The organism is Glycomyces paridis (assembly GCF_004912155.1).
In the GTDB taxonomy this organism is placed as follows: domain Bacteria; phylum Actinomycetota; class Actinomycetes; order Mycobacteriales; family Micromonosporaceae; genus Glycomyces; species Glycomyces paridis.
Map to the genome: position 1 here is coordinate 128,847 of NZ_STGX01000001.1, position 21,493 is coordinate 150,339.

The following is a 21,493-nucleotide window of genomic DNA, read 5'->3' on the forward strand; positions in this document are numbered from 1 at the left end:
CGCGGTCTTCAGATACTTGTCGAACAAGCGCCCGGTTGCCTCGGTCAACGTGGCTTCGAGGGACCACATGCCGTTGCCTTGTTCGGTGAGGTCGAGGCGTTGCAGTGCTTCCTGACCGAGGCCGTCGAGGAGTTCGGCCTCCTCGGCGAGGGAGGCGGCAAGACCGTCGAGGTGGGACCGTAGTTCGGTGAAGGTGGCGTGGGCGCAGTACTCGCTGATCACGGCCTCAGGCGTCGTGCACGCCACCGCCCCATCGAAGGGGGAGGCGACGGGTGCGCGGAAGGGGGTGCGGGCGAACAGGCGCATCGCGGGGGTCTTGTCCAACTGGCGCACCGCATAGGCGACCCGGTCGATCCGGGCCTGCCCCGACACTGCTGCTGCGGTGAGGTGGGTGAACTTGCGGGAGAGGCGGGCGATCGCCGCGACCTGCCCGGCGGTGTCGAAGGTGAAGGCGAACTCGGCCAGGAGCAGGTCGCGGAGTGCGGAGAAACCGAACTGGTCGCGGTGCAGGTTCTGGTCTCGCATCGCGATCACCGCCGCCAGGACTTGTGCGTGCTGGGTGTTGATCGCGGCAGCAGCGCCATCGAGGGTAGAGCGGATCTCGGCTGCCCGGGTGCGGCGGTCGGTCACGAGTGCGGGCGGTGGGGCGTAGCGGGAAGGGGCGGGGGTGTGGGTGGCTTCGGGGGAGTTCATTGGTGTCGCCTCCTTCCAGTCTTCTCGGTTGTTCGTGCTGTTTTCGGTTCTTTGTGCGTGATTCAATGATGACATAGTGTAGTGGTGGTGTCATCACCCGAACGGGTGGATATTCCATGAAGGACCTTCACGCCACGACCGGGAGTGCTTGTGCCGCAATCGGATCGGGCCGTGAGGGCGGCATCGGGCCCTGATCGTTCGGACCGCTCGCCATCGGCGCCTTCAGTAACCGCAACGACGGTGGCGCCCGGACACGCCGGGGACCCGAAGGCGATCCCCCTTTGTCGCTGCCAGGGGTAACCGCAACGACGGCGGCGCCCGGACACACCACGCGCCCGAACCCAATCCCCACCCCGTGTCGCCGCCATCAGTAACCCCGCCCGAAACGGACCGTCACGTACCGCTGCCGGGACACCGAACGCCCCGGACCATCGGTCCGGGGCGTTCCTCGTGCTCAGGCCCGTTCGGCGAGGACCGCGAGCACTTCGGCGCCCGCCTGGCCCGTCCCGTACGGCGCGCCCTGCGGCGCGTCCGGCGCGGGCCGGGTGGCGAGGGCACGCCAGTCGTCCACGCGCGCGGGGTCGGGGACGAGGACGTTCCATCCGCCTTCGAGGGTCTCGACCCACTCGGTCTCGGTGCGCAGCGTCGTGCACGGGCGCCCGAGCAGGTACGCCTCCTTCTGGAGGCCGCCGGAGTCGGTGACGACCCCTGTGGAGGCGAGCACCGCGGCCACGAGGTCGCCGTACGGCAGCGGGTCGCAGACGGCGACCGCGCCGCGCTCGATCGCGATCCCGGCCGCGGCGGCCTTGGCGCGCAGGCGCGGGTGCGCCGCGAGCGCCACCGGCACCGGCAGGTCCGCGAGCGCCGACAGGAGCGCGTCGAGCCGCCCGGGGTCGTCGGTGTTCTCGGCCCGGTGGAGCGTGGCGACGAGGAACGGTGCCGCGGTGTCGATCGACGCGGGCAGCGCGGGCCGCGCCTCGCCGCGGCCGAGCACGGCGTCCCTGGTCGCGAAGCACACGTCGGTCATGACGTCGCCCACGAGGACCGAACGGTCGGCCAGGCCCTCGGACGCCAAGTGCCGCATGGCCTCCGCCGTGGGCGCCAGCAGCAGGTCCGCGCAGTGGTCGGTGAGGACCCGGTTGTGCTCCTCGGGCATCCGCCGGTTGAACGAGCGCAGGCCCGCCTCCAGGTGCGCGACCTTCAAGTGGAGCTTGACGGCGGCGAGGGCCCCGGCGACCGTGGAGTTCGTGTCGCCGTAGACGAGGACCCAGTCGGGGCGCTCGCGTTCCAGGACCGGCTCGATCGCGGCGAGCATCGCGCCGGTCTGGGCGCCGTGCCCGCCCGAGCCGATGCCGAGGTGGAAGTCCGGTTCGGGGATGCCGAACTCGGCGAAGAACACGTCCGACAGGCCCGGGTCGTAGTGCTGCCCGGTGTGCAGGACCAGGTGCTCGTGGCCGGTGCCCTTGAAGGCCTTGGCGACCGCGCCGAGCTTGACGAGCTGGGGGCGGGCCCCCACGACGCTGAGGACCTTCACGACGCCTCCTCCAGCGCGCCTTCACGTTCGGTGAAGCGCGTCCCGTCGACCGGGCACTCCCAGTGCCCTTCGCCGAGGTCCTCGAGCCGCTCGCCCGCGCGCCCGACCCAGCCGACCCGCTTGGCGGGCACGCCCATGACCAGGGCGAAGTCGGGGACGTCGCGGGTGACGACGGCCCCGGCGGCGACCATCGCCCACCGGCCCACCCGCACCGGCGCGACGCAGACCGCGCGGGCGCCGATCGAGGCGCCCTCGGCGACGTCGACGCCGACGGCCGCCCAGTCCGAGGCGCCCTTGCGGCCGCCGTCGGCGTTCACCGCGCGCGGGTTGCGGTCGTTGGTGAGGACCGCGGCGGGGCCGACGAACACGCCGTCGGCGAGCCGCGCGGGCTCGTACACGAGGGCGTAGTTCTGGATCTTCACCCGGTCGCCGACGGTCACGCCGGTGCCGATGTAGGCCCCGCGGCCGACGACGCAGTCGGCGCCGAGCCGGGCCCCCTCGCGGACCTGGGCGAGTTCCCAGACGCCGGTGCCGGGCCCTATCTCGGCGCTGGCGTGCACTTGCGCGGATTCCTGGACGCTGTATCGCATTCCGAGCCTTTGTGTGAGTCGGTTGAGTGGTGCGCGGCCGATTATACGAGTGGAAGCGCATTGGAAAACCGCGGCGACATCAAGAGAATTCGATGCGAATGGACTATTCACATGGGCCCAAATTTAGGGAAACACCAGTTGAACGACCCTGTTGCGTACGATGGCGGCAATGAAGTCCCCCTGCGGTGGTCCACCGTGCGACTCGGAGGAACGATGAGCGTCAGACCCCGGCGAATAGTGATGCTGGTGCAGAACGGAGTGGTCGGCGACTCGCGTGTCCAGAAGGAGGCCGAATCGGCCGCGGCGGCGGGCTGGGAGGTGTTCCTCCTCGGCCGCGCGACCGGCAGGGCCGAGGAGTGGGAGCTCGGCGGCGCCGCGGTGCGCCTGGTCCAGGTCGGCCGCGTGTTCGACCGCCGCCGCCACGAGGTCCGCCGCGCCTGGCTCCGGTCGCCGCTGGCGTACCCGCCCGGGCCGCTGAAGGACTACCGCCGCAAGCAGGTCCGGGCCTGGCGCGCCGACCTGGAGACGCTCCGGGCGGGCCGCGCGAGCGCGGGGCGCGGCACGGCGGCGCTGCTGCCGCGCCGGGCCGCCGTCACCGCCGCCCGCGGCTGGGTGGGCCTGCGCGCCCGCGCGACCGACCGCTTGGACGCCAAGCGCGCCAAGGCCACCGGCCTGCCCGAACGCGTCGCGGGGGCGTTCTGGCAGCGCGTCCTCGGCGACCGGGCCTGGCGGCGCCTCGACCCGGCGCTGTGGGACCTCGAACTCGGCTTCGGGCCCGTCGTGGACGCACTGGAGCCGGACCTCATCCACGCCAACGACTTCCAGATGCTCGGCGTCGGCGCCCGCGCGAAGGTCAGGGCCGCCGCCCGCGGCCGGGACGTCAAGCTCGTGTGGGACGTGCACGAGTTCCTCCCGGGCCTCAAGCCCTGGAAGGACCACCCGTGGTGGCGCCCGGCCCAGCTAGCGCACGAACGCGAGCACGCCCCGCACGCCGACGCGGTCGTCACCGTCTCCGAGCCGCTCGCCGACCTCCTCGTCGCCGAGCACGGCCTGGCCCGGCGACCCGCCGTCGTCATGAACGCACCCGACACCGACGGCCTCGCCGAGGCCGAGGACGTCCCCGACCTGCGCGAGCTGTGCGGGGTCGAGAAGGACACGCCGCTCATGGTCTACTCCGGGGCGCCGCTGGAGCAGCGCGGCATCCACACGATGGTCGAGGCGCTCCCGGCCCTGCCGAACGTCCATGCGGTGCTGATGCTCTCGCGCCACCACTGGAAGTACGTGCGCGACCTCGTCGCCCGCGGCGAGGAGCTCGGCGTCGCCGGGCGCCTCCACCTCCTGCCGCACCTGCCCTACCGGCAGGTCGTCCCGTTCGTGGCCGCCGCCGACATCGGCGTCAACCCGGTCCTCCACCACCAGAACCACGAGATCTCATTGCACACCAAGATATTCGACTACTCGCACGCCCGGCTGCCGCTGGTCGTCTCCGACGTCAGGACCGTCGCCGAGACCGTCCGCGCCACCGGGCAGGGCGAGGTCTTCCGGGCCGGGGACACCGCCGACTTCGTGCGCGCCGTCGAGGCCGTCCTCGCCGACCCCGACCGGTACCGCGAGGCCTACGAGGGGCGCGTGCCGCTCGAGGAGTGGACCTGGCGGCGCCAGGCCGAGACCCTCACCGGCGTGTACGCGGGCCTCATCGGGCCGGCGCCGGTCGCGGTCGGGGCGGCGGCGTGAGCGCCGGCCGGCGCGTCGCCGTCGTCACCCCCTGGTACCCCGAGGCGCAGGTGCCGTTCCGGGGCTCGTTCGTGCGCTCCATGGTCGAGGCCGTCGCGCCCGGCTGCGAGCGCCTCGACGTGTGGCACCTCAACCTGTGGACGGTGATCCGCCCGCCCGAGCGCCGCGAGACGGTCTGGCGCGTCCAGCGCGAGCTCCTGCCGCGCTCGGTGCCGCCGATCGCCACCGCCTCCGGCGCGGTCCTGCACCGCGTCCCGGTCATGGCCCCGCCCCTGGAGGACTGGCGCGCCCAGTCCGACGAGTTCGCGTCCTGGCTCGGCGTCGCCCTCGGCGGCGAGCCGATCGACGCGTCGATAGTGCACGCCCACGTGCCGTTCACCGCCGGGTGGGCCGCGCTGGAGCACGCCGCGCCCGGCGCGAAGGTCTTCGCGACCGAGCACGCCTCGTTCCTCGCCGACGTCCTCGCGCAGCCGGGCGCCCGCGACCGCTACGACGAGATCCTCGACCGCCTCGACGGCTACTTCGTCGTCGGCGAGCCCCTGCGCGACCTCGTCGCCGGCGTCTTCCCCCACCACGCCGGGAAGATCCGCTTCATCGCCAACCCGATCGACTTCCGGGCCCCCCGCGCCGAGGCCCCCCGGGACCTGCGCCGCTGGCTCTCGGTGTCGACGCTGACCGAACGCAAGCGCATCGACCACCTGCTGCGCGGCTTCGCGCGCGCCCGCGCCGAGGACCCGGGCCTGACGCTCACCGTCGTCGGCGACGGCGACGGGCGCGCCGACCTCGAAGCGCTCGCCGCCGACCTCGGCGCCGCCGAGGCGGTCGACTTCCGCGGCGCGGTCGAACCCGACGAGGTGCGGGGGATCATGGCCGCGCACGACCTGCTCGTCCACACCAGCCGCCACGAGACCTTCGGCATGGTCGTCGTGGAGGCCCTCGCCGCGGGCATCCCGGTCCTGGTGACCCGCAGCGGCGGCCCCGAGCACGCGCTCGAGGGCGTCGAGGCCGCCGCCGGGCAGTTCGTCGACGTCGACGACGACCCGGCCGTCCTCGCCAAGGGCTTCGCCGAGCTGCGCGGGCGCCACCGCACCGGGCTCGACCTCGCCCGCGCCCGCGAGGTCCTCGCGGGCCGCTACGGCTACGAGGCCGTGGCCCGCCAGCATTTCCAGGCCTGGGACCGGGCCGCCGAGGAGCCCGCGCCGTGAAGATCCTGTACGCGACCCCGATCGCCAAGCGCTACCGCGCCATCGAGACCGAGACGCGCCTGGCCGCCGAGGACGGCCACGAGGTCCACCTCGTGGCCGACCGCAGGCCCCACTGGGACGACCACGAGGTCGATCCGCGCGTCACCGTGTTCTGGCTGCGCCCCAACGAACTGCGCGCCCGCGAGAACCCGATCGTCACCTGGCTGCTGTGCCGCCTGCCGCGCGCGGTGCTGCGGCGCCTGCGCATCGGGCCGCTCACCCGCCCCGCCGACCGCGTCCTGCGCGCCTGGGACCGCCGGGTCGCGCACCCGATCGAGCGGCGCAGGCGCCGCCGCACCGGGTCGATGCGCACCGCCTACCGGCTCGCCACCCTCACGGGCCTCATCGAGGCGCACGACTACGACTGGATCGTCCTGGGCGAGCCCGGCGCCGTCGACCTCCTCGCCGACGACCTCCCTGCGCTCCTCGCGCGCCGCCCCGGCCTGCGCACCACCTACTCCTACGAGACCTTCCTGGAGGCCGACGGTGTCCGCTGACCGTCCCCGCCTGCTCTACCTCGCGTTCTACTTCCCGCCCTCGCGGGCCTCCGGGGTCTACCGGGCCCGCGCCACCGCCGACCACTTCGCCGCCGCGGGCTGGGACGTCACCGTCATGCGCGCCCCCGACCGCTTCTACGACGAGGTCACCGGCTCCACCGACCCCGCGCTCGCCGACGGCGTCGACCCCGCCGTGACCGTCCTCGCCCCCGGCATGGACTTCTTCGCGTGGGAGACCGACCTCGCCCGCTACGGTCGCCTGCGCGGCAACGCGCCCGCCACCGCCAGGCGCCTGCACGAGTGGAAGCTGCGCCGGGTCTTCCCCGAGGTCTACCACTCCTGGGCGAGCCGCGCGGTCGCGCTCGCCCGCCGCCTCCACCGGCGCGAGCCGTTCGACCTGGTCCTGGCGACGGGGAACCCGTTCGCGTCCTTCGCGGCCGCGTGGGCGATCTCGCGCCTCACGGGGCTGCCGTACATCATGGACTACCGCGACTCCTGGACGCTCGACCTGTTCGCCAACGCCGACGCGTACCCGCCGGGCCACCCGGCCTGGAAGTGGGAGCGGCGCGTCATGGCCCGCGCGGGCGCCGCCGTGTTCGTCAACGACGCCCTCCGCGACTGGCACGCCGAGCGCTACCCGGCCGCCGCCGAGCGGATGATGACCGTCCCCAACGGCTGGGACCCCGACTGCCTCGACCCCCTGGCCGCCGGGGCGCCCGGGACCGGCCCGCTCTCGTACGCGTACGTCGGCACCCTCACCGTCAACCAGCCGGTGCGGTGCATGGTCGACGGCTTCCGCGCCATGACCGCCGCGGGCGACCACCCGGACGCGACCCTCGACCTGTGGGGCCACCTCGGGTTCTTCACCCACAGCCCGGCGCGGCTGCGCGCCGACTTCGGCCTGGAGTTCGACGGCGAGGGCGACGTGCGCTACCGGGGCCCGGTCTCCAAGACCGCCGTCGGCGAGGCTTACGCCGAGGCCGACGTCCTCGTCTTCCTCGCGGGCGGCTCCAAGTACGTGACCTCGGGGAAGATCTTCGAGTACATGGCCGTCGGCAAGCCGATCGTGTCGGTCCACGAGCCCGGCAGCGCCGCCGAGCCGATGCTGCGCGACTATCCGCTGTGGTTCCGGCCCAAGCGCCTCGATGCCGAGGAGGTCGCCCGCGCGATGGCCGAGGCCGGCGACGCCGCCAGGAGCGCCGACGAGGAGACCCGCGGGGCCGCGCGTTCCTATGGCGCGGCCTTCACCCGGGACGCGGCCTTGCGCCCGCTCCAGGAGCGCGCTCGCGAACTCGCCGGGGGCCGCAGGTGAGCCGCGTCGTCGTCGTGGTCTTCAACGCCGGGCAGGTCCGGAAGGTCAACGCCTACGTCGAGGCCGCCGTCGGCGCGGGCGCCGAGGTCACCGTCCTGTCCGCCTCCGGCGGCCAGGGCTGGGGGCCCGGCAGGGACCTCCACCCCGCCGCCCGGGCCGTGACCGTCGGCCCCGCCGAGCACCGCCAGCCCCTCGTGTGGCTCTACCTCGCGTTCGTCGAGAAAGGCCCCGGCGTGCTGCTGCGCCGCGCCGCCGGGCGCCTGCCCGGCCCCGCCGGGCGCGCCTGCGGCAAGGGCGCCGCCCTGCACGCCAAGGCCGCCCGCACGATCCGCCGCCGCCTGTTCTGGCCCGCCTACAAGGTGGTGCGCGGCCAGGCGCTGCGGCGCCTCGCCCTGCGCCGCCTCGGGGACCTGGGCCTCGACGGCGCTGAACGCGTGGTCGTAGTCGACGAGGCCGCCGTCCCCTTCGGGTGGGCGCTCGCGCGCCGCCGCCCCGGTCTCGACGTCACCCGCCGCCTCGACCGCACCCTGTACGACCCTCCCGCGCCAGCCCCATGAGGAGCACCATGGAACCCACCGGACGCCCCCGCGTCGTCATGCTCGTCGACAACACCGTCGACGGCGACTCCCGCGTCCAGAAGGCCGCCCGAGCCATGGCCGACTACGGCTGGGACGTGCACCTCATCGGCCGCAGCACCACGCCCGCGCCCGAGGAGTACGCGCTCGGGGCCGCCACCGTCCACCGCCTCCCGCTCGAGGCCGTCCCCGCCCGAAAGTCCCTGCTCGACCGGGCCATGCGGCTGCGGTTCCCGCTGATGTACAAGAACAACGGGCTCGCCGACGTCGTCCAGCGGGACGTGGGGATCTCCAAGACCGAGGAGGTCCAGCGGTCCTTCGCGCCGGGCGCCCGCGCCCGCGGCGTCCTGCCCCGGCCCATGCGCGACCTCGCCGGGAAGGTCCGGCGCCGCTTCCTCCAGACCCGCGTGCGCCAGACCCGCGCGGGCTTCCGGTGGCGCGGCAGGCGCACCCACGGGCGCCTCCAGACCTTCGACGCCGCCATGTGGAAGGCCCTGGCGGGCAACGGCGCCTGGCGCCGGCTCGACCCGACGCCGCTGCGCTACGACGTCACATACGGGCCGCTCATCGAGGCGCTGCGGCCCGCGCTCGTCCACGCCCACGACTACCGCATGATCGGCGTCGGCGCCCGGGCGGTCGCCCGCGCGCGTTCGCGGGGCGAACGCGTCCGGCTCCTGTACGACGCCCACGAGTTCGTCCCCGGCATCACCAACCCGGCCGGGAGCCGCTGGCTGGCCTCCCAGACGCTCTACGAGCGCGAGTACTTCAAGTGCGCCGACGCGGTCGTCACCGTCTCCGAGCCGCTCGCCGACCTCCTCGTCGCCGAGCACGGCCTGGCCGAGCGGCCCGCCGTCGTCCTCAACACCCCGCCGCGCACGCCCTCGGCGGCCCCGGCCCCCGGCGTCCGCGCCGCCTGCGGCCTCCCCGCCGAGACGCCCCTGGCCGTCTACTGTGGCGGCGCGGCCGAACCGCGCGGCCTGCACACCCTCGTCGGCACGCTCGCCCTCCTGCCCGACCTCCACGTGGCGCTGGTGATCAACACGCTCGACTCCCCGTACGTGCAGGGCCTGGTAGCGACCGCCGAGGCGGCGGGCGCGGCCGACCGCCTCCACCTCATGGGCTACGTGCCCTACGCCGAGCTCCCCGCGTTCCTCGCCAGCGCCGACGTCGGCGTCCACCCCCTGCGGCGCGGCCCGGTCAACCACGAGGTGGCCCTGAGCACCAAGTTCTTCGAGTTCCTCCAGGCCCGCATCCCCGTGGTCGTCTCCGACGTCCGCGCGATGTCGGAGGCGGTGGCGGACATGGGCATCGGCGAGTCCTTCGCCTCCGAGGACACCGCCGACCTCGCCCGCGCCCTCACCGCCGTCCTCGTCGCCCCCGAGACCTACCGCAAGCCCTACACCGACCCCGACCTCCTCGACCGCTACACCTGGGAGGCCCAGGCCGAGCACTACGAGACCCTCTACCACCGCCTCCTGGACTGACCGAGGACTGTCCACTGCGGACCGACACCGGTCCGCCGCCCGCGCCCGGGCCCGTGTATCGGCGGGTCCGAGGCGCCGCGGGCCTTGGAAGTAGATGATCACTCTGGTTTCTGATCGCGGTTTCCAATGCCCAAGATCATGTGTTATCGCGCTGTGACCTGATCGGCGACAGCGGACGGCTACGCTGCACTCATGCTGCGTTCTGTCATCCTCGCCGCCGCCCGGTCATCGAAGATCGAGCGCCTCGTCGGCACAGCGCCGGTCAGCCGCTCGCTCGTGCGCCGATACGTCGCCGGAGAGACCACCGCCGAAGCGGTCGCCACCACCCGGACCCTCGCCGCCGACGGACTGCTCGCGACCCTCGACTACCTCGGGGAGGACACGGTCGTCGTCGAGCAGGCCGACGCCACCCGCGACGAGTACCTGCGCCTCCTCGCCGCGCTCAAGGAGGAGGGCCTCTCGGCCGCCGCCGAGGTCAGCGTCAAGCTCTCCGCCCTCGGCCAGCGCATCGACGCCGAACTGGCCTACGAGCGCGCCCGCGACATCTGCGAGGCCGCCGCCGACGCCGGGACCACCGTCACCGTCGACATGGAGGACCACACCGTCACCGACTCGACCATCGAGATCGTGCAGCGCCTGCGCGCCGACCACGAGTCGACCGGCGCCGTCCTCCAGGCCTACCTGCGCCGCACCGAGGACGACTGCAAGGCCCACGCCGTCGCCGGGTCGCGCATCCGCCTGTGCAAGGGCGCCTACAAGGAGCCCGAGACCGTCGCCTACCAGCGCAGCCTCGACGTCGACCGCTCCTATGTGCGCTGCATCAACGCCCTCATGGCCGGCGAGGGCTACCCGATGCTCGCCACGCACGACCCGCGCCTCATCGAGATCGGCATCGACCGCGCCCGCTGGTACGACCGCGACAAGGACACCTTCGAGTTCCAGATGCTCTACGGCATCCGCCCCGCCGAGCAGCTGCGCCTCGCCGGCGAGGGCTACCGGATGCGCGTGTACGTGCCCTACGGCGACCAGTGGTACGGCTACCTCATGCGCCGCATGGCCGAGCGCCCCGCGAACCTGGCCGTCTTCGCCCGGTCCCTGTGGACCAAGTCCTGACCGAACCGACGCGCGGGCCGCGCCGGAGGCGACTTCGGCGCGGCCCCTTCGCGTCCGCCGCCGCGGCCGCCCCGGCCAGGGCGCGAACCCCACTCGCGTCTCGCGCGGCTAGCGATCGGCGACTACAGTTGCGAACGTGACTCAAGCCCCCGAGGACTTCACCCCGGAAACCCCCGAACGCGACCGCCCCGGCGAATCCGGGCCCGGTGCGTTCGGCCCGGCTCCTCTCGTGCCCGGCCAGCGCCCCGCCCCCGACGCCCAGCAGGGCGCGCCCGGCCCCGTGCTGCCCCAGGCCGGCGACGCGGCGATCCCGCACGCCGCCCCGGCCCCGCCGATGCCCGAGCCGACCGCCCCGCCCTCGGCGCTCCCGGTCGACATGGCCCCGCCCGGACCCCACCTTCAGGCCGCCCAGCCCGGCCTCCACCCGCAGGCCGCCCACGCCGCGGCGTACCCCGGGGCCGTCCCGCCCGGACCGATCCCGGTCAGCGCCATGCCGCCCTGGCCCGGCGGGCACGTCCCGCTCTACGCCCCGCGCCCCGAACCGAAGCGCTCGCGCGTCGCCACCGTCCTGGTCGTGCTCCTCCTCGTCGCCGCCTCCGTCTTCGGCGGCGCCTTCGCCAACGGCTGGCGCCCCGACCTCCTGGCCGCCGAGACCGGCTCCATCCAGGGCCCCGCCGTCGAACCCGGCGAGGGCACCCTGCCCAGCCCCGGCCCCGACGCGCCCCAGTCGGAGATCCTCGCCTACCTCAAGGAGCAGGCGCAGCTCGTCCTCGACGCCCAGTCCCAGTCGCTGCTCAACGGCAGCCTCGAAGGCTGGCTCGCCGCCTACGACCCGACCCTGCACGAGCAGATGACCGGCCGGTTCAACTCGCTCACCGCCATGCAGGTCTCCCGCTTCGACTACCAGATCGCCTCGGGCCCCCTCGCCGACGACTCCGGGGCCGTCCCGCTGTACGACGTCTCCGTCGCCGTCTCCTACTGCTTCGTGGAGCCCGCCGAGACCTGCAAGGCCGCCGACATCGCCTTCAACACGCGCTGGCGCGCGGGCGACGAGGGCATGGTCATGATCGAGGTTTCCGAGTCCGGTTCGGACGGCCCGCACCCCTGGGAGGTCACCGACCTCGTGGCCGCCGTCGGCGAGCGCACCGTCACCGCCGTCCCGGTGTCCATGGAGGACCGCCTGGACGAGGCCCTCGAAGTGTCCGAGGCCGCCGCCCAGAACGCCGACGAGTGGGCCCACTGGGAGAAGCCGGACCGGTACGTCATCTACATCGCCAGCGACGAGGAGTTCGAGACCTGGTTCGGCAGCGGCTGGGACTCCGAGGACGTCCTCGGCTTCGCCCTGCCGCTCACCGGCACCGTGGACGGCCAGCGCCAGCCTTCGACGTACGCCACCGTCATGGGCGTCGACCGCACCGGCTGGGGCGCGGGCCTGACCTCCGTCATCCGCCACGAGCTCGGTCACGCGGTGACGCTGTGGGCCGCGCCCTCCGAGCGCTACGCCGACGACACCTGGTGGATGGTCGAGGGCGTCGCCGAGTACATCGACCACGGCGACAAGTCCCTCGACGAGTACGACCGGCTGTGGGACGTGCGCGACTACGTCGGCCAGGGCGGGTGCGAGAGCGACATCCTCCCGCCCGACCAGGACGACGACACCCTCGCCGGCTCGGGCAAGTACGGCTGCGGGTTCCTCGGCGTCCACTACGTCATCGACGAGTACGGGATCGACAAGTTCACCGAGTTCTTCGGCGCCACCGCCCGCGAGGGCGGCTCGGCGGCCGACGCCGCCGAGGACGTCTACGGCAAGAGCTACGCGGACCTGATGGGGGAGATCACGGCGTTCATCGCCGAGACCGTGTGAGCCGCGCCCGGACGTGCCGAAGCGGCGGAGGAGATTACGGCCTTCCGCGCCCAGACCGTGTGAGATCGGGTGTTGCCGGGTGGCCCGGACTGCCGTAACATGAGCAACATCCCAATCGAAATACATCAACGTCACGCTTAGTGACGACCGACTTGTTTCGGTTCATATGGGCATTCGCGTCCACCGCACCTCTAATACATCACACAACCCCACGTCCTTGCGTAAGTGCTCGCAACAGCCCTCGACAGAACGGTGAGACACATGAGCGAACCCGGGGACCTCCTCGACGAGGTCAAGTTCTTGACGGTGACGGAAGTGGCCGAGTTGATGCGCGTCTCGAAGATGACGGTGTACCGGCTCGTCCACAACGGTGAGATCGCGGCGGTGCGGGTGGGGCGCTCCTTCCGCGTCCCCGAGAGCGCCGTCAAGACCTACCTTTCCGAGGCGCTCCAGACCGACGACTGAACCCCTCGGCCCGACGGGTCCCGCCACGCACCGGCTGTGACGGGGCCTGCGGTCCGACTCGCCCGGCGCGGGGGGCTCCGGGCGGGCGAGCTAGGCTGGTCGGGCTCTAAGTATCGTCTAGTGAACATCTGTGAGGAAGCTCTATGGGCTCGGTCATCAAGAAGCGGCGCAAGCGCATGGCGAAGAAGAAGCACCGCAAGCTGCTCCGCAAGACCCGCGTTCAGCGTCGCAAGCTCGGCAAGTAGCCGAGCCCACCGGCTCCTGAGCACCTGCGGGTAGGCTGGGCCACATGCCAGAGTTCGATGCCGTGTTCGCCTTCGAGATTCGGAGTCTGGTCTCCCAGATCATCCGGTTCGGGGCCGTCCTGCTGTGCCTGATCGCATGCGTCCACTGCGCGGTCCAGAAGGCCGACGCCTTCAACGTCGTCGGCACCCTCTCGAAGGGGGCCTGGATCCTCATCCTGATCCTCGGGGCGGTCTTCGCTCTGGTCTTCGGCGCTTACGGGCGCCCGAGCTTCTTCGTGCTCATCGCCATCGGGGCCTCGCTGGTGTACCTCCTGGACGTCCGCTCGGGCATCAAGGACCTGGGCGGCAGCACCTACTGACGCGGGTCCGCACCGGCGCACCGCGCCGAGGCGATCGCCGACTTGCAACGAATGCCGCACCGGCAGCGCCGGCGCGGCATTCGTCGTGTCCGGACCGTCCTCTGGAGGGCGCTCCCGGACCTTGCTAACGGACGACGCCGCGGGCCATCGCCCGCAGCCGCTCGACCCGCTGGGCCGTCGGCGGGTGCGTCGAGAACAGGCTCGCCATGCCGCCGCCGCGCAGCGGCGACTCGATCATGAGGTGCGACTGCTCCGCGACGCGGCTGTCGGCGCGCATCGGGTACCGGTCCACCCCGGCCGAGATCTTCTCCAGCGCGCTGGCCAGGGCCAGCGGGTCGCCGGTGAGGCGCGCGCCGGAGGCGTCGGCCTCGTACTCGCGCGAACGCGAGACGGCCATCTGGATGAGCCCGGCCGCGAGCGGGCCGAGGATCATCGTCAGCAGCAGCACCAGCGGGTTCGGCCGGTCCTCGTCGTCGGAGGCGAAGAACGGCAGGAACATCGCGAGGTTCGCGAGCATGGTGATGATGCCCGCGAGCGCGCCCGCGACCGAGGCGATGAGGATGTCCCGGTTGTAGACGTGCGAGAGCTCGTGCCCGAGCACGGCCCGCAGTTCGGCGGGCGTCAGCAGTTGCACGATGCCCTCGGTGACCGCCACGGCCGCGTGCTCGGGGCTGCGGCCGGTCGCGAACGCGTTCGGCTGCATCGTCGGCGAGACGTACAGGCGCGGCATGGGCTGCCCGGCGCGCTGCGCCAGCTCCCTGACCGTGGCGTACAGCTGCGGCGCCTCCGCCTCGGTGACGGGCCGGGCCCGCATCGCGCGCAGGGCGATCTTGTCGGAGTTGAAGTACGCGTAGGCGTTCATGGCGACGGCGATGACCGCCGCGATGACGATCCCGGTGGAGCCGCCGAGCGCGTAGCCGATGGCGATGACCAGTGCCGACATCGCGCCGAGCAGCACCGCCGTTTTGAGGCCGTTGTGATGCTTCATGGTGGCTGGGTTTCCCTTTCTTTGGGGAGTAGAACACCCCGATCACCCTCAGTATTTCCCCCTGAACTGGGAGTTCACTGCAAAACGACCGTGAACTCCGGCACTGGAGACACAACGGCCACCGGGTTCGGCTGCGGGGCCCGCGGTCGCGAAGCGGCCGAGCGAGCGTCGGCCCGGCGGCGGAATCCGGCCGGTCTGTTGCCCGGCGGCGGAATCCGGGCGAGGCTCACTGCGTGAAGGTGGTGAACTCCAGCACGAGGCGCGGCGCGAGCGAGACGGCGGCCAGCGCGAGCCCGACGAGCGTGACTTCGAGCGCGAAGCGGCCCTTCCCGGTCGCGGCGGCCCGGCCGAGGAGTACGGTGCGCGCGAGCGGCAGGTAGTAGGCGAGCCCGACCACGGCCCCGGCGGCGACGACCACCGCGAGCCACACCGCCGAAGACGCGAGTACTTCGAGGACCGCGACCTTCGCGAAGGTCCCGGCGAGCGCCGGCGGCAGCCCCGCCAGTCCCACGACCGCGAGCACCAGCACCGACGCCGGCAACGGCGCCGACTTCCGCAGCCCGGACAACTCCGCGATCCGCCCGCCTTCCCCTGGAACCTGAATGGTTCCACCATCGCGGGGAACATGAACGCCTCCGCCTGTGGCGGTTCGCGACAAATCGGACCTCGGGGGACCCCCCGATTCCAACGGTGCCCGCGAGGTACGACGCTCGGCGGCCGAAGCCGCCGAGACTTCGACGACCGCGCGTGAAGGTCCCTCGCGATAGTCGGTGTCGGCGAAGCCGCTGGTTCGGATCGAGACGTCGGCCCCCGTGCCGGACGCCTCGGCGTCCGGCATGCCCGCCTTGAGCGGCGCGGCATCGGAAGCCGAGTGCACCTCGGTGACGCCGGGGCGGACCGCGCCGGTCGCCTGTCCCGATTGCATCCGAAGCGTTCCATCGTCGCCTCCCGCGTCCGCATCGCCGGGCCGGACTGCCGTCAGGGCCGTGAAGGCGCCCGCTTCCAGGAGCACGAAGAACACGGCGTAGGCGAAGGCGGCCGAGGCGGCGGCGGTCGCGTCGGTGCGGCCGGCGGCCGTCATGAGGACCGCGAGGGGGGCGAGCGCGTAACCGGCATGGGCCACACCGGACCACGCCAGGAGCGGCACCGTCCGCCGCTGCACGAGCGCGGCGAGGTTGCCGACCGCGATCGAGGCGACGCTGAGCACCGCGAGCACGATCCCGGCGCTGCGCTGCGGGCCCGCCGCGCCGTCGGTAAGTCCGAAGTGGACGATCCAGATCACGGCGACCGCGCCGCCGAGTTTGGAGGCACTCGCCAGGTACGCGGCGACCGGCAGCGGGGCGCGTTCGAGCACGAGCGGCGCCCAGGCGTGGAGCGGCGCGGCGGCGAGTTTGAACGCGAGGCCGCCGAGAAGCAGGGCCAGCCCGGCGGCGGTCAGGCCCGCGGGGGCGCCGTCGAGCCCGGCCGGGAGCCCGCCGAGGTGCACGGTCCCGCCCGCCGCGTACAGGAGCGCCGCGCCCATGAGCGCGGTCGCCGAGGAGGTCACCGAGGCGATGAGGAACGTCACCCCCGCCTCGGCGCCCTCCCTGCCGGGCTTGGCGACGAGCACGTACAGCGGCAGGGTCAGCGTCTCGACGGCCACGATGAGTGTCACGAGGTCGCGCGCGCCCGCCAGGGCGATCCCGCCCGCCGCGGAGGCGGCCAGGAGGAACCAGTACTCGCCCGCCTGGCGCCCGCTCAAGCCCGCGACGAGGAGCGCGAGCGCGGCGAAGAGGGCGGCGGCGCCCATCGCGGCGTCGTCGGCGACATAGGAGTGCCATTCGTCCACGGCGAACGTGGCGCGGTCGGGCCCGAGGCCGACCCAGACCGCCGCGGCGGCCGAGGCGGCGAGGCCGATCCCCGTGGCGGCCTTGGCGGCCCGGCCCGCGAACAGTGCGAGGACCGCTCCGGCGGCGGCGAGGTACAGCGGCAGGAGGGCGAGGTGGTCGATCGATTGGGCCCGCATCTACAGCAGTCCTTCCGCGAACAGCGCCAGGAGCGGGCCCGGTACGAGCCCGAGCAGGAGCGTCCCGGCCACGAGCGGCGTCCACACGGCGGCCTCGGCCGCCGAGACGTCGCCGATGCCGGCCGCCGCGGGCGCGACCGGCCCGTGGCTGACGCGTCTGAGCATCCGCAGCAGGTACGCAGCGGCGAGGAACGCGCCGAAGGCCGCGACGGCGGCGAGGGCGAGCCAGGCCCCGCCGCGTTCGGCGGCGGCGTACACGGTGAACGCCTCGCCCCAGAACCCGGCCAGGCCCGGCAGGCCCAGCGAGGCGAGGGCCGCGAAGCCGAGCAGCCCCGCGAGCCGTGGCGCGGCCAGGCGCAGGCCGCCGAGCGAGCTGAGGCGCCCGGTGCCCGCGCGGGCCTTGATCGCCCCGGCGAGGAAGAACAGGAGCGGCGTGACCAGGCCGTGCGCGAGGTTGCCGAACAGTGCGGCCCGGACGCCCGCCTCCGTCCCGGCCGCGAACGCGAGGACCACGAAACCCATGTGCCCCACCGACGAGTACGCGATGAGCCGTTTGAGCTCGGGCAGGCTCAGGCACACCAGCCCGGCGACGAGGATGCCGAGCGCGGCGAGCGCCCCCAGGACCGGCGCGGCCTCGGCGGCGCCGTCGGGCGCGAGGCCGCCCGCGACCCGGATGAGCCCGTACGTGCCGAGTTTGAGCAGCACGCCCGCGAGCAGGACCGAGCCGACCGTGGGGGCGGCGGTGTGCGCGTCCGGCAGCCACGAGTGCAGCGGCCACAGCGGGGCCTTGACCGCGAACCCGAGCGCGAGGAGCGCGAACACGAGCAGCGACACCGGCTCCCCGACCCCGCCCGCCGTGATGATCGCGCCGAGCCCCGCCGTGCCGGTGTCGGCGACCGCGATGAACAGCCCGGTCGCCATGAGCAGCGACCCCGCGACGGTGAACAGCGCGAACTTCCCGGCCGCGTGCCGCCGTGCGGCGGGGTCGCCGTACCGGTGGATGATCGCCCACATCGGCAGCAGGACCGCCTCGAACGCGATGAAGAACAGGACCAGGTTGTCCGCCAGGAACACCAGCGTCGACGCTGCTTGGACCGCCAGCAGCAACGAGGTCAGCACCGGCGAGACTCGGCCTGCTTCGGCGGTCGCCTCGCCGGCTTCCGCGCCGGCGGTTCGCCCGGTTCGGACCGACCCGACCCCGGCCTGCCTGGTCCCGCCGCTTGCGGAGGCGGCGGCGATTGTGGTTTCGGCGGGCACGCCGACGGCGCGGTCCGCCTTTGGGAAAGGGCCCCCGGTCGCAACCGTAGCTGCGGGAACCTGAAGCGGAGCTGAAGCCGAGGAGCGCTCGGCCCCGAGGGCGTTGTAGACGCAGCACAGCAGACCGAGGAGCGCGGTCAGCAGCGCCAAGGGCCACGAGACGCCGTCGACGGCCAGCGCGAAGTCGAGGTGTATCGAAGGGGCCCAAGCGAGGTCGAGCCGGTGCCACCACCCGCTCGCCTCCCGCCCGAACGGCAGCACCGCGACCGCGACGAGTCCGGCGCCCGCCGAGGCGACCCCGAGCCAATGTGCCTGCCGCTCGCCGCGATACGCCCAGGCCAGCGCCGCCCCGAGCGAGGGCAGCGCCACGGCGGCGACCAGCAGCCAGTTCATGCGCGCACCTCTCGCAGGACGGGAACGAGATCGGGCCGAGGAAGGCGCAGTGGCGAGCGGACAGCGGCGATCCGGTGTCGCATCCTCGGAGCCGCACCACTGAGCGACCGAGCACCGACCGATCGCGGTGCGGGCCGCGGACCCGCTTCGCACAATCCCAGGCCCGCACCGGTCCGGGCCGTCGGCGTTCCGGTCGCCGTTTCGTCCACGGTGCTGCTTGCGGTGCCGTTTACCCGTGCCACAGGCTCACTCCGATCGCCACGGCTGCGACTACGAGGGTGCCTGCCGCGCTCAGTCGCAGGTAGGCGGCGAGGCCGCCGCGGTGGCCGGCGGCCGTTTCCCGCGCTGCGGCGAGGGTTGCGCGTGCGGAGCCTTCGACGGCGGTGCGGTCCACGAGGCGTTCGTCCAGGGCCCGCGCGCCGAGGCTGGCCGCCCGCGCGAGGGCGCGGGTCGCCTTGGCCGCGAGGCGTTCGCCGTAGAGTCCGGCGGCGAAGGCCGGGCGGGTGCGGCCGAGGAGGCGGGCGGGGTCGAACCGGTCGTCGGTGGCCGAACGGCTGCCGCGGCGATGGGCGCGCCACCACCAGTCGCCGACGACGGCGAACCCGCCGAGGGTCGCGAGCAGCAGCAGCGCCATGAGGTCTCCGTGCAGTTCGGGCACCGTGAACGGCCCCCGGTAGTACAGTGCGCCGACGCCGAGCGTGCTGATCGTCAACGCCCACAAGCTGAACGCCTCCGGCCCGGCCAGGCGGGCCCGCGACTTCTCCCGGTCGGTGCCGCGCCAGAACAGGAGCAGCCACAGCCGCGCGGCGTACGCGGCCGTCAGGATGCTCGCGCCCACGCCCGCCCAGAACACGACGACCCCGGCGGGCGTGCCCGCCTCGTAGGCCGCGCCGAGGACCGTCTCCTTGCTGAAGAACCCGCCCAGCGGCGGGAGGCCCGCCATCGACGCGAGCCCGATCGTCATGGCCCAGAACGCCGGCGGCGAGTCGCCCGGCCGCAGGCGCGTGGTGCGCAGCGAGCCGTCGGTGGCCGCCACGGCGATCACGGTCCCGGCCGTCAGGAACAGCAGCCCCTTGAACGCGGCGTGCGAGACCAGGTGGAACAGCGCCGCGTCCCCGGCCGCCACGGCGACCCCCGCGAACATGAACCCGACCTGGCTCACCGTCGACCACGCCAGCACGCCCTTGACGTCGGACGCCGCCAGCGCGCACAGCCCCGCGCCGACCATCGTCACCGCCGCCACGACCGCGACGGCCACGAGCAGTTCGGCGGGCCACAGCGGCAGCAAACGCGTGAGCACGTACGCCCCGGCCGCGACCATCGTGGCCGCGTGGATGAGCGCGCTCACCGGGGTGGGCCCGGCCATCGCGGGCGGCAGCCAGATCTGGAGCGGGAACTGCGCCGACTTTCCGATGCAGCCGAACAGGATCAGCAGCATGGCCGCGGCCGCCGCGCCCTCGGGCACGTCCCGGATCTCGCTGAGCCGGAAGGAGCCCGCGGCGGCCGCGAGGATCATGACGCCGAGGACGAACGCGACGTCGCCGAAGCGCGTCACCAGGAACGCCTTCGCCGCCGCGCCCGGCGCCTTCGGCAGGGTCGCGTAGTGGGCGATGAGGAGGTATGAGCAGGCGCCCATGACCTCCCAGCCGATGAGCAGGAGCACGAGGTCGTCGGCGGCGACGACGAGGAGCATCGCGGCGAGGAACAGGTTGACCTGCGCGGCGAACGGCGGGTATCGCGGGTCGGTGCGCAGGTACGCGGTCGAGTACAGCTGCACGAGGAACGCGACCGTCGAGGAGGCGAGGGCGACGGCGCTCGCGGTGGGGGAGAGGTCGAACGCGGCGCTCACCCGCACCGACCCGAAGTCGGCGAGCGTGAACGCCCCGGTGGGCGAGGCGGCCGCGCACGCGGCGGCGACCACGATCGCGACGGCCGGTGCGGCGAGCGCGAGGGCGCGCGCCGGGCCGCGCCCGCGCACGAGGAGCCCGGCGAGCCCCGCGAGGGCGGGGACGCCGATCAGCATCAGCGCCAGCGTCATCGGGCCCCCTCGGCGTCGTCGCCTGCCGGGACGGCCGCACCGCGCAGGCCGTCGTCACGGTCCTCGGGCGGTGTCTCGGGGAGGTCGTCGGTGTCGATGCTCGCCCGCTCTCGCCAGAGGTTGAGGATCAGCGCGAGCCCCACCCCGACCTCGGCGGCGGCTATGACCACGATGAACAGCGCGAAGCTCTGCCCGGTGAGCGAGCGGTGGACGACGTCGGCGGACACGAGTGTCAGGTGCACGCCGCCGAGCATGAGTTCGGCGGCGGCGAGCTGGAGGACGGCGTTGCGCCGGGTCAGGACTCCATACAGGCCGATGGCGAAGAGGCCGGAGGCGACGAGCAGCCCGATCAGCGGATGCACTGGCGCCTCCGCGAGGGGACGGGTTCGGACGATCGGGGCCGCATGGCCTCATCTTGGACCACCGGCCGCCCAGAAGTCCAGCGTTGCGACCGTGTCGATTCCGCCGCCATGTCGACCGAGGGACGCGAAGAAGGTGCGTGAACGGTCCCCGATGGCGGCCGAATGCGAGAGGCGGACGATGAGGGAGCGGCGAGGCCCGAACGCGGGGCGGTGTTGATCGAATCCGAGCGCCCCGGATCCACTTGATGCGGACCGCCCGAAGTGCCGCTGGCTTCGCCGGACGCGGACCGTCCGGGGGGCCGCCGGTCTCGCCAGATGCGGACCGTTTGAGGCGCTTCTGGTTTCACCAGGCGCGGAGGCCCTGGCCGCACGCGGGCCGGCCGGGTGTAGACCGCCTGAGGCGCTTTCGGTTCTGCGGCTGCGGACCACCCGGAGGCGCCGCTGGTTCCACCCGGCGCGGAGGCCCTGGCCGCACCCGGCCCGCCGGATGTGGACCGCCCGAGGCACCTTCGGTTGTGCCGGAAGCGGACCGCCCGGGGTGTTTCCCGTTTCGCCGGATGCGGACCGTCCCGGCCGCTCCCGGCTCCGCCAGGTACGGACTGTTTCGGGCGCGGGCGTAGGCCGGGACTGCGGCTCCGGCCGCTCTTCCTGCCCGAGCGCCGAATGCGGATCCGAACCGCCGATGTGCTTGGCTACTGTCGGTCGCCGGGTCGCCGGGTCGCCGGGTCGCCGGGTCGCCGG

19 protein-coding genes are annotated in these 21,493 nt (G+C 73.4%); 11 read left to right on the top strand and 8 right to left on the bottom strand.

Annotated features, from left to right (window positions below):
- The 3 genes from E9998_RS25075 to E9998_RS00540 all read right to left on the bottom strand — a co-directional run.
- A partial coding sequence (locus tag E9998_RS25075; RefSeq protein WP_158299651.1) for a hypothetical protein occupies positions 1-693 on the bottom strand: 693 nt, incomplete at its 3' end.
- A gap of 454 nt (positions 694-1,147) precedes the next feature.
- A complete protein-coding gene (gene wecB, locus E9998_RS00535) occupies positions 1,148-2,227 on the bottom strand; it encodes a non-hydrolyzing UDP-N-acetylglucosamine 2-epimerase (RefSeq protein WP_136527758.1) in 1,080 nt (359 codons plus the stop codon).
- Positions 2,224-2,817, bottom strand: a complete 594-nt coding sequence (locus tag E9998_RS00540; protein WP_136527759.1) for an acyltransferase — start codon at positions 2,815-2,817, stop codon at positions 2,224-2,226. The genes wecB and E9998_RS00540 overlap by 4 nt, the downstream gene beginning before the upstream one ends.
- 240 nt (positions 2,818-3,057) lie before the next feature.
- On the opposite strand from E9998_RS00540, the gene E9998_RS00545 reads away from it, so the two are divergent.
- From E9998_RS00545 to E9998_RS00595, 11 genes are all read left to right on the top strand, one after another.
- Positions 3,058-4,551: a glycosyltransferase family 4 protein gene (locus tag E9998_RS00545; protein WP_136528043.1), complete on the top strand. Its 1,494-nt coding sequence runs from the start codon at positions 3,058-3,060 to the stop codon at positions 4,549-4,551.
- The gene (locus E9998_RS00550) at positions 4,548-5,756 is read left to right on the top strand and encodes a glycosyltransferase (RefSeq protein WP_204745174.1); all 1,209 of its coding nucleotides are present in this window, start codon (positions 4,548-4,550) and stop codon (positions 5,754-5,756) included. Before E9998_RS00545 ends, E9998_RS00550 begins: the two co-directional genes overlap by 4 nt.
- Positions 5,753-6,292, top strand: a complete 540-nt coding sequence (locus tag E9998_RS00555) for a hypothetical protein (RefSeq protein ID WP_136527760.1) — start codon at positions 5,753-5,755, stop codon at positions 6,290-6,292. The genes E9998_RS00550 and E9998_RS00555 overlap by 4 nt, the downstream gene beginning before the upstream one ends.
- A complete protein-coding gene (locus tag E9998_RS00560) occupies positions 6,282-7,604 on the top strand; it encodes a glycosyltransferase (protein ID WP_136527761.1) in 1,323 nt (440 codons plus the stop codon). Before E9998_RS00555 ends, E9998_RS00560 begins: the two co-directional genes overlap by 11 nt.
- Positions 7,601-8,161 (top strand): hypothetical protein, encoded by a 561-nt coding sequence (locus tag E9998_RS00565; protein WP_136527762.1) that lies wholly within the window; start codon positions 7,601-7,603, stop codon positions 8,159-8,161. Before E9998_RS00560 ends, E9998_RS00565 begins: the two co-directional genes overlap by 4 nt.
- Before the next feature lie 8 nt (positions 8,162-8,169).
- Entirely contained in the window at positions 8,170-9,663 is a 1,494-nt protein-coding gene (locus tag E9998_RS00570; RefSeq protein WP_158299652.1) for a glycosyltransferase family 4 protein, read from the top strand.
- 192 nt (positions 9,664-9,855) lie between these two features.
- Positions 9,856-10,776, top strand: coding sequence for a proline dehydrogenase family protein (locus E9998_RS00575; protein ID WP_136527764.1), 921 nt, complete (start codon positions 9,856-9,858; stop codon positions 10,774-10,776).
- Positions 10,777-10,912: 136 nt separating this feature from the next.
- On the top strand, positions 10,913-12,640 hold the full coding sequence (locus E9998_RS00580; protein WP_136527765.1) for a hypothetical protein: 1,728 nt from the start codon (positions 10,913-10,915) through the stop codon (positions 12,638-12,640).
- Positions 12,641-12,901: 261 nt separating this feature from the next.
- Entirely contained in the window at positions 12,902-13,105 is a 204-nt protein-coding gene (locus tag E9998_RS00585; RefSeq protein ID WP_030155806.1) for a helix-turn-helix domain-containing protein, read from the top strand.
- Between the two features lie 143 nt (positions 13,106-13,248).
- Positions 13,249-13,350: a 30S ribosomal protein bS22 gene (locus E9998_RS00590; protein WP_081687713.1), complete on the top strand. Its 102-nt coding sequence runs from the start codon at positions 13,249-13,251 to the stop codon at positions 13,348-13,350.
- Positions 13,351-13,394: 44 nt separating this feature from the next.
- Positions 13,395-13,709: a DUF2516 family protein gene (locus tag E9998_RS00595; protein WP_136527766.1), complete on the top strand. Its 315-nt coding sequence runs from the start codon at positions 13,395-13,397 to the stop codon at positions 13,707-13,709.
- Between the two features lie 124 nt (positions 13,710-13,833).
- On the opposite strand, the gene htpX is transcribed toward E9998_RS00595, so the two are convergent.
- From htpX to nuoK, 5 genes are all read right to left on the bottom strand, one after another.
- Positions 13,834-14,697 carry a zinc metalloprotease HtpX gene (gene htpX, locus E9998_RS00600; protein ID WP_136527767.1) on the bottom strand — a complete coding sequence of 288 codons (864 nt, stop codon included), beginning with the start codon at positions 14,695-14,697 and terminating at the stop codon, positions 13,834-13,836.
- A gap of 226 nt (positions 14,698-14,923) precedes the next feature.
- Positions 14,924-16,702, bottom strand: a complete 1,779-nt coding sequence (locus tag E9998_RS25755; RefSeq protein WP_204745175.1) for a proton-conducting transporter transmembrane domain-containing protein — start codon at positions 16,700-16,702, stop codon at positions 14,924-14,926.
- Positions 16,703-18,352, bottom strand: a complete 1,650-nt coding sequence (locus tag E9998_RS00610) for a complex I subunit 4 family protein (protein WP_240037443.1) — start codon at positions 18,350-18,352, stop codon at positions 16,703-16,705. It lies immediately after the preceding gene.
- Between the two features lie 229 nt (positions 18,353-18,581).
- Positions 18,582-20,390 carry an NADH-quinone oxidoreductase subunit 5 family protein gene (locus E9998_RS00615; protein WP_136527768.1) on the bottom strand — a complete coding sequence of 603 codons (1,809 nt, stop codon included), beginning with the start codon at positions 20,388-20,390 and terminating at the stop codon, positions 18,582-18,584.
- Entirely contained in the window at positions 20,387-20,752 is a 366-nt protein-coding gene (nuoK, locus tag E9998_RS00620) for an NADH-quinone oxidoreductase subunit NuoK (protein WP_136527769.1), read from the bottom strand. Before nuoK ends, E9998_RS00615 begins: the two co-directional genes overlap by 4 nt.
- Positions 20,753-21,493: the final 741 nt, after the last annotated feature.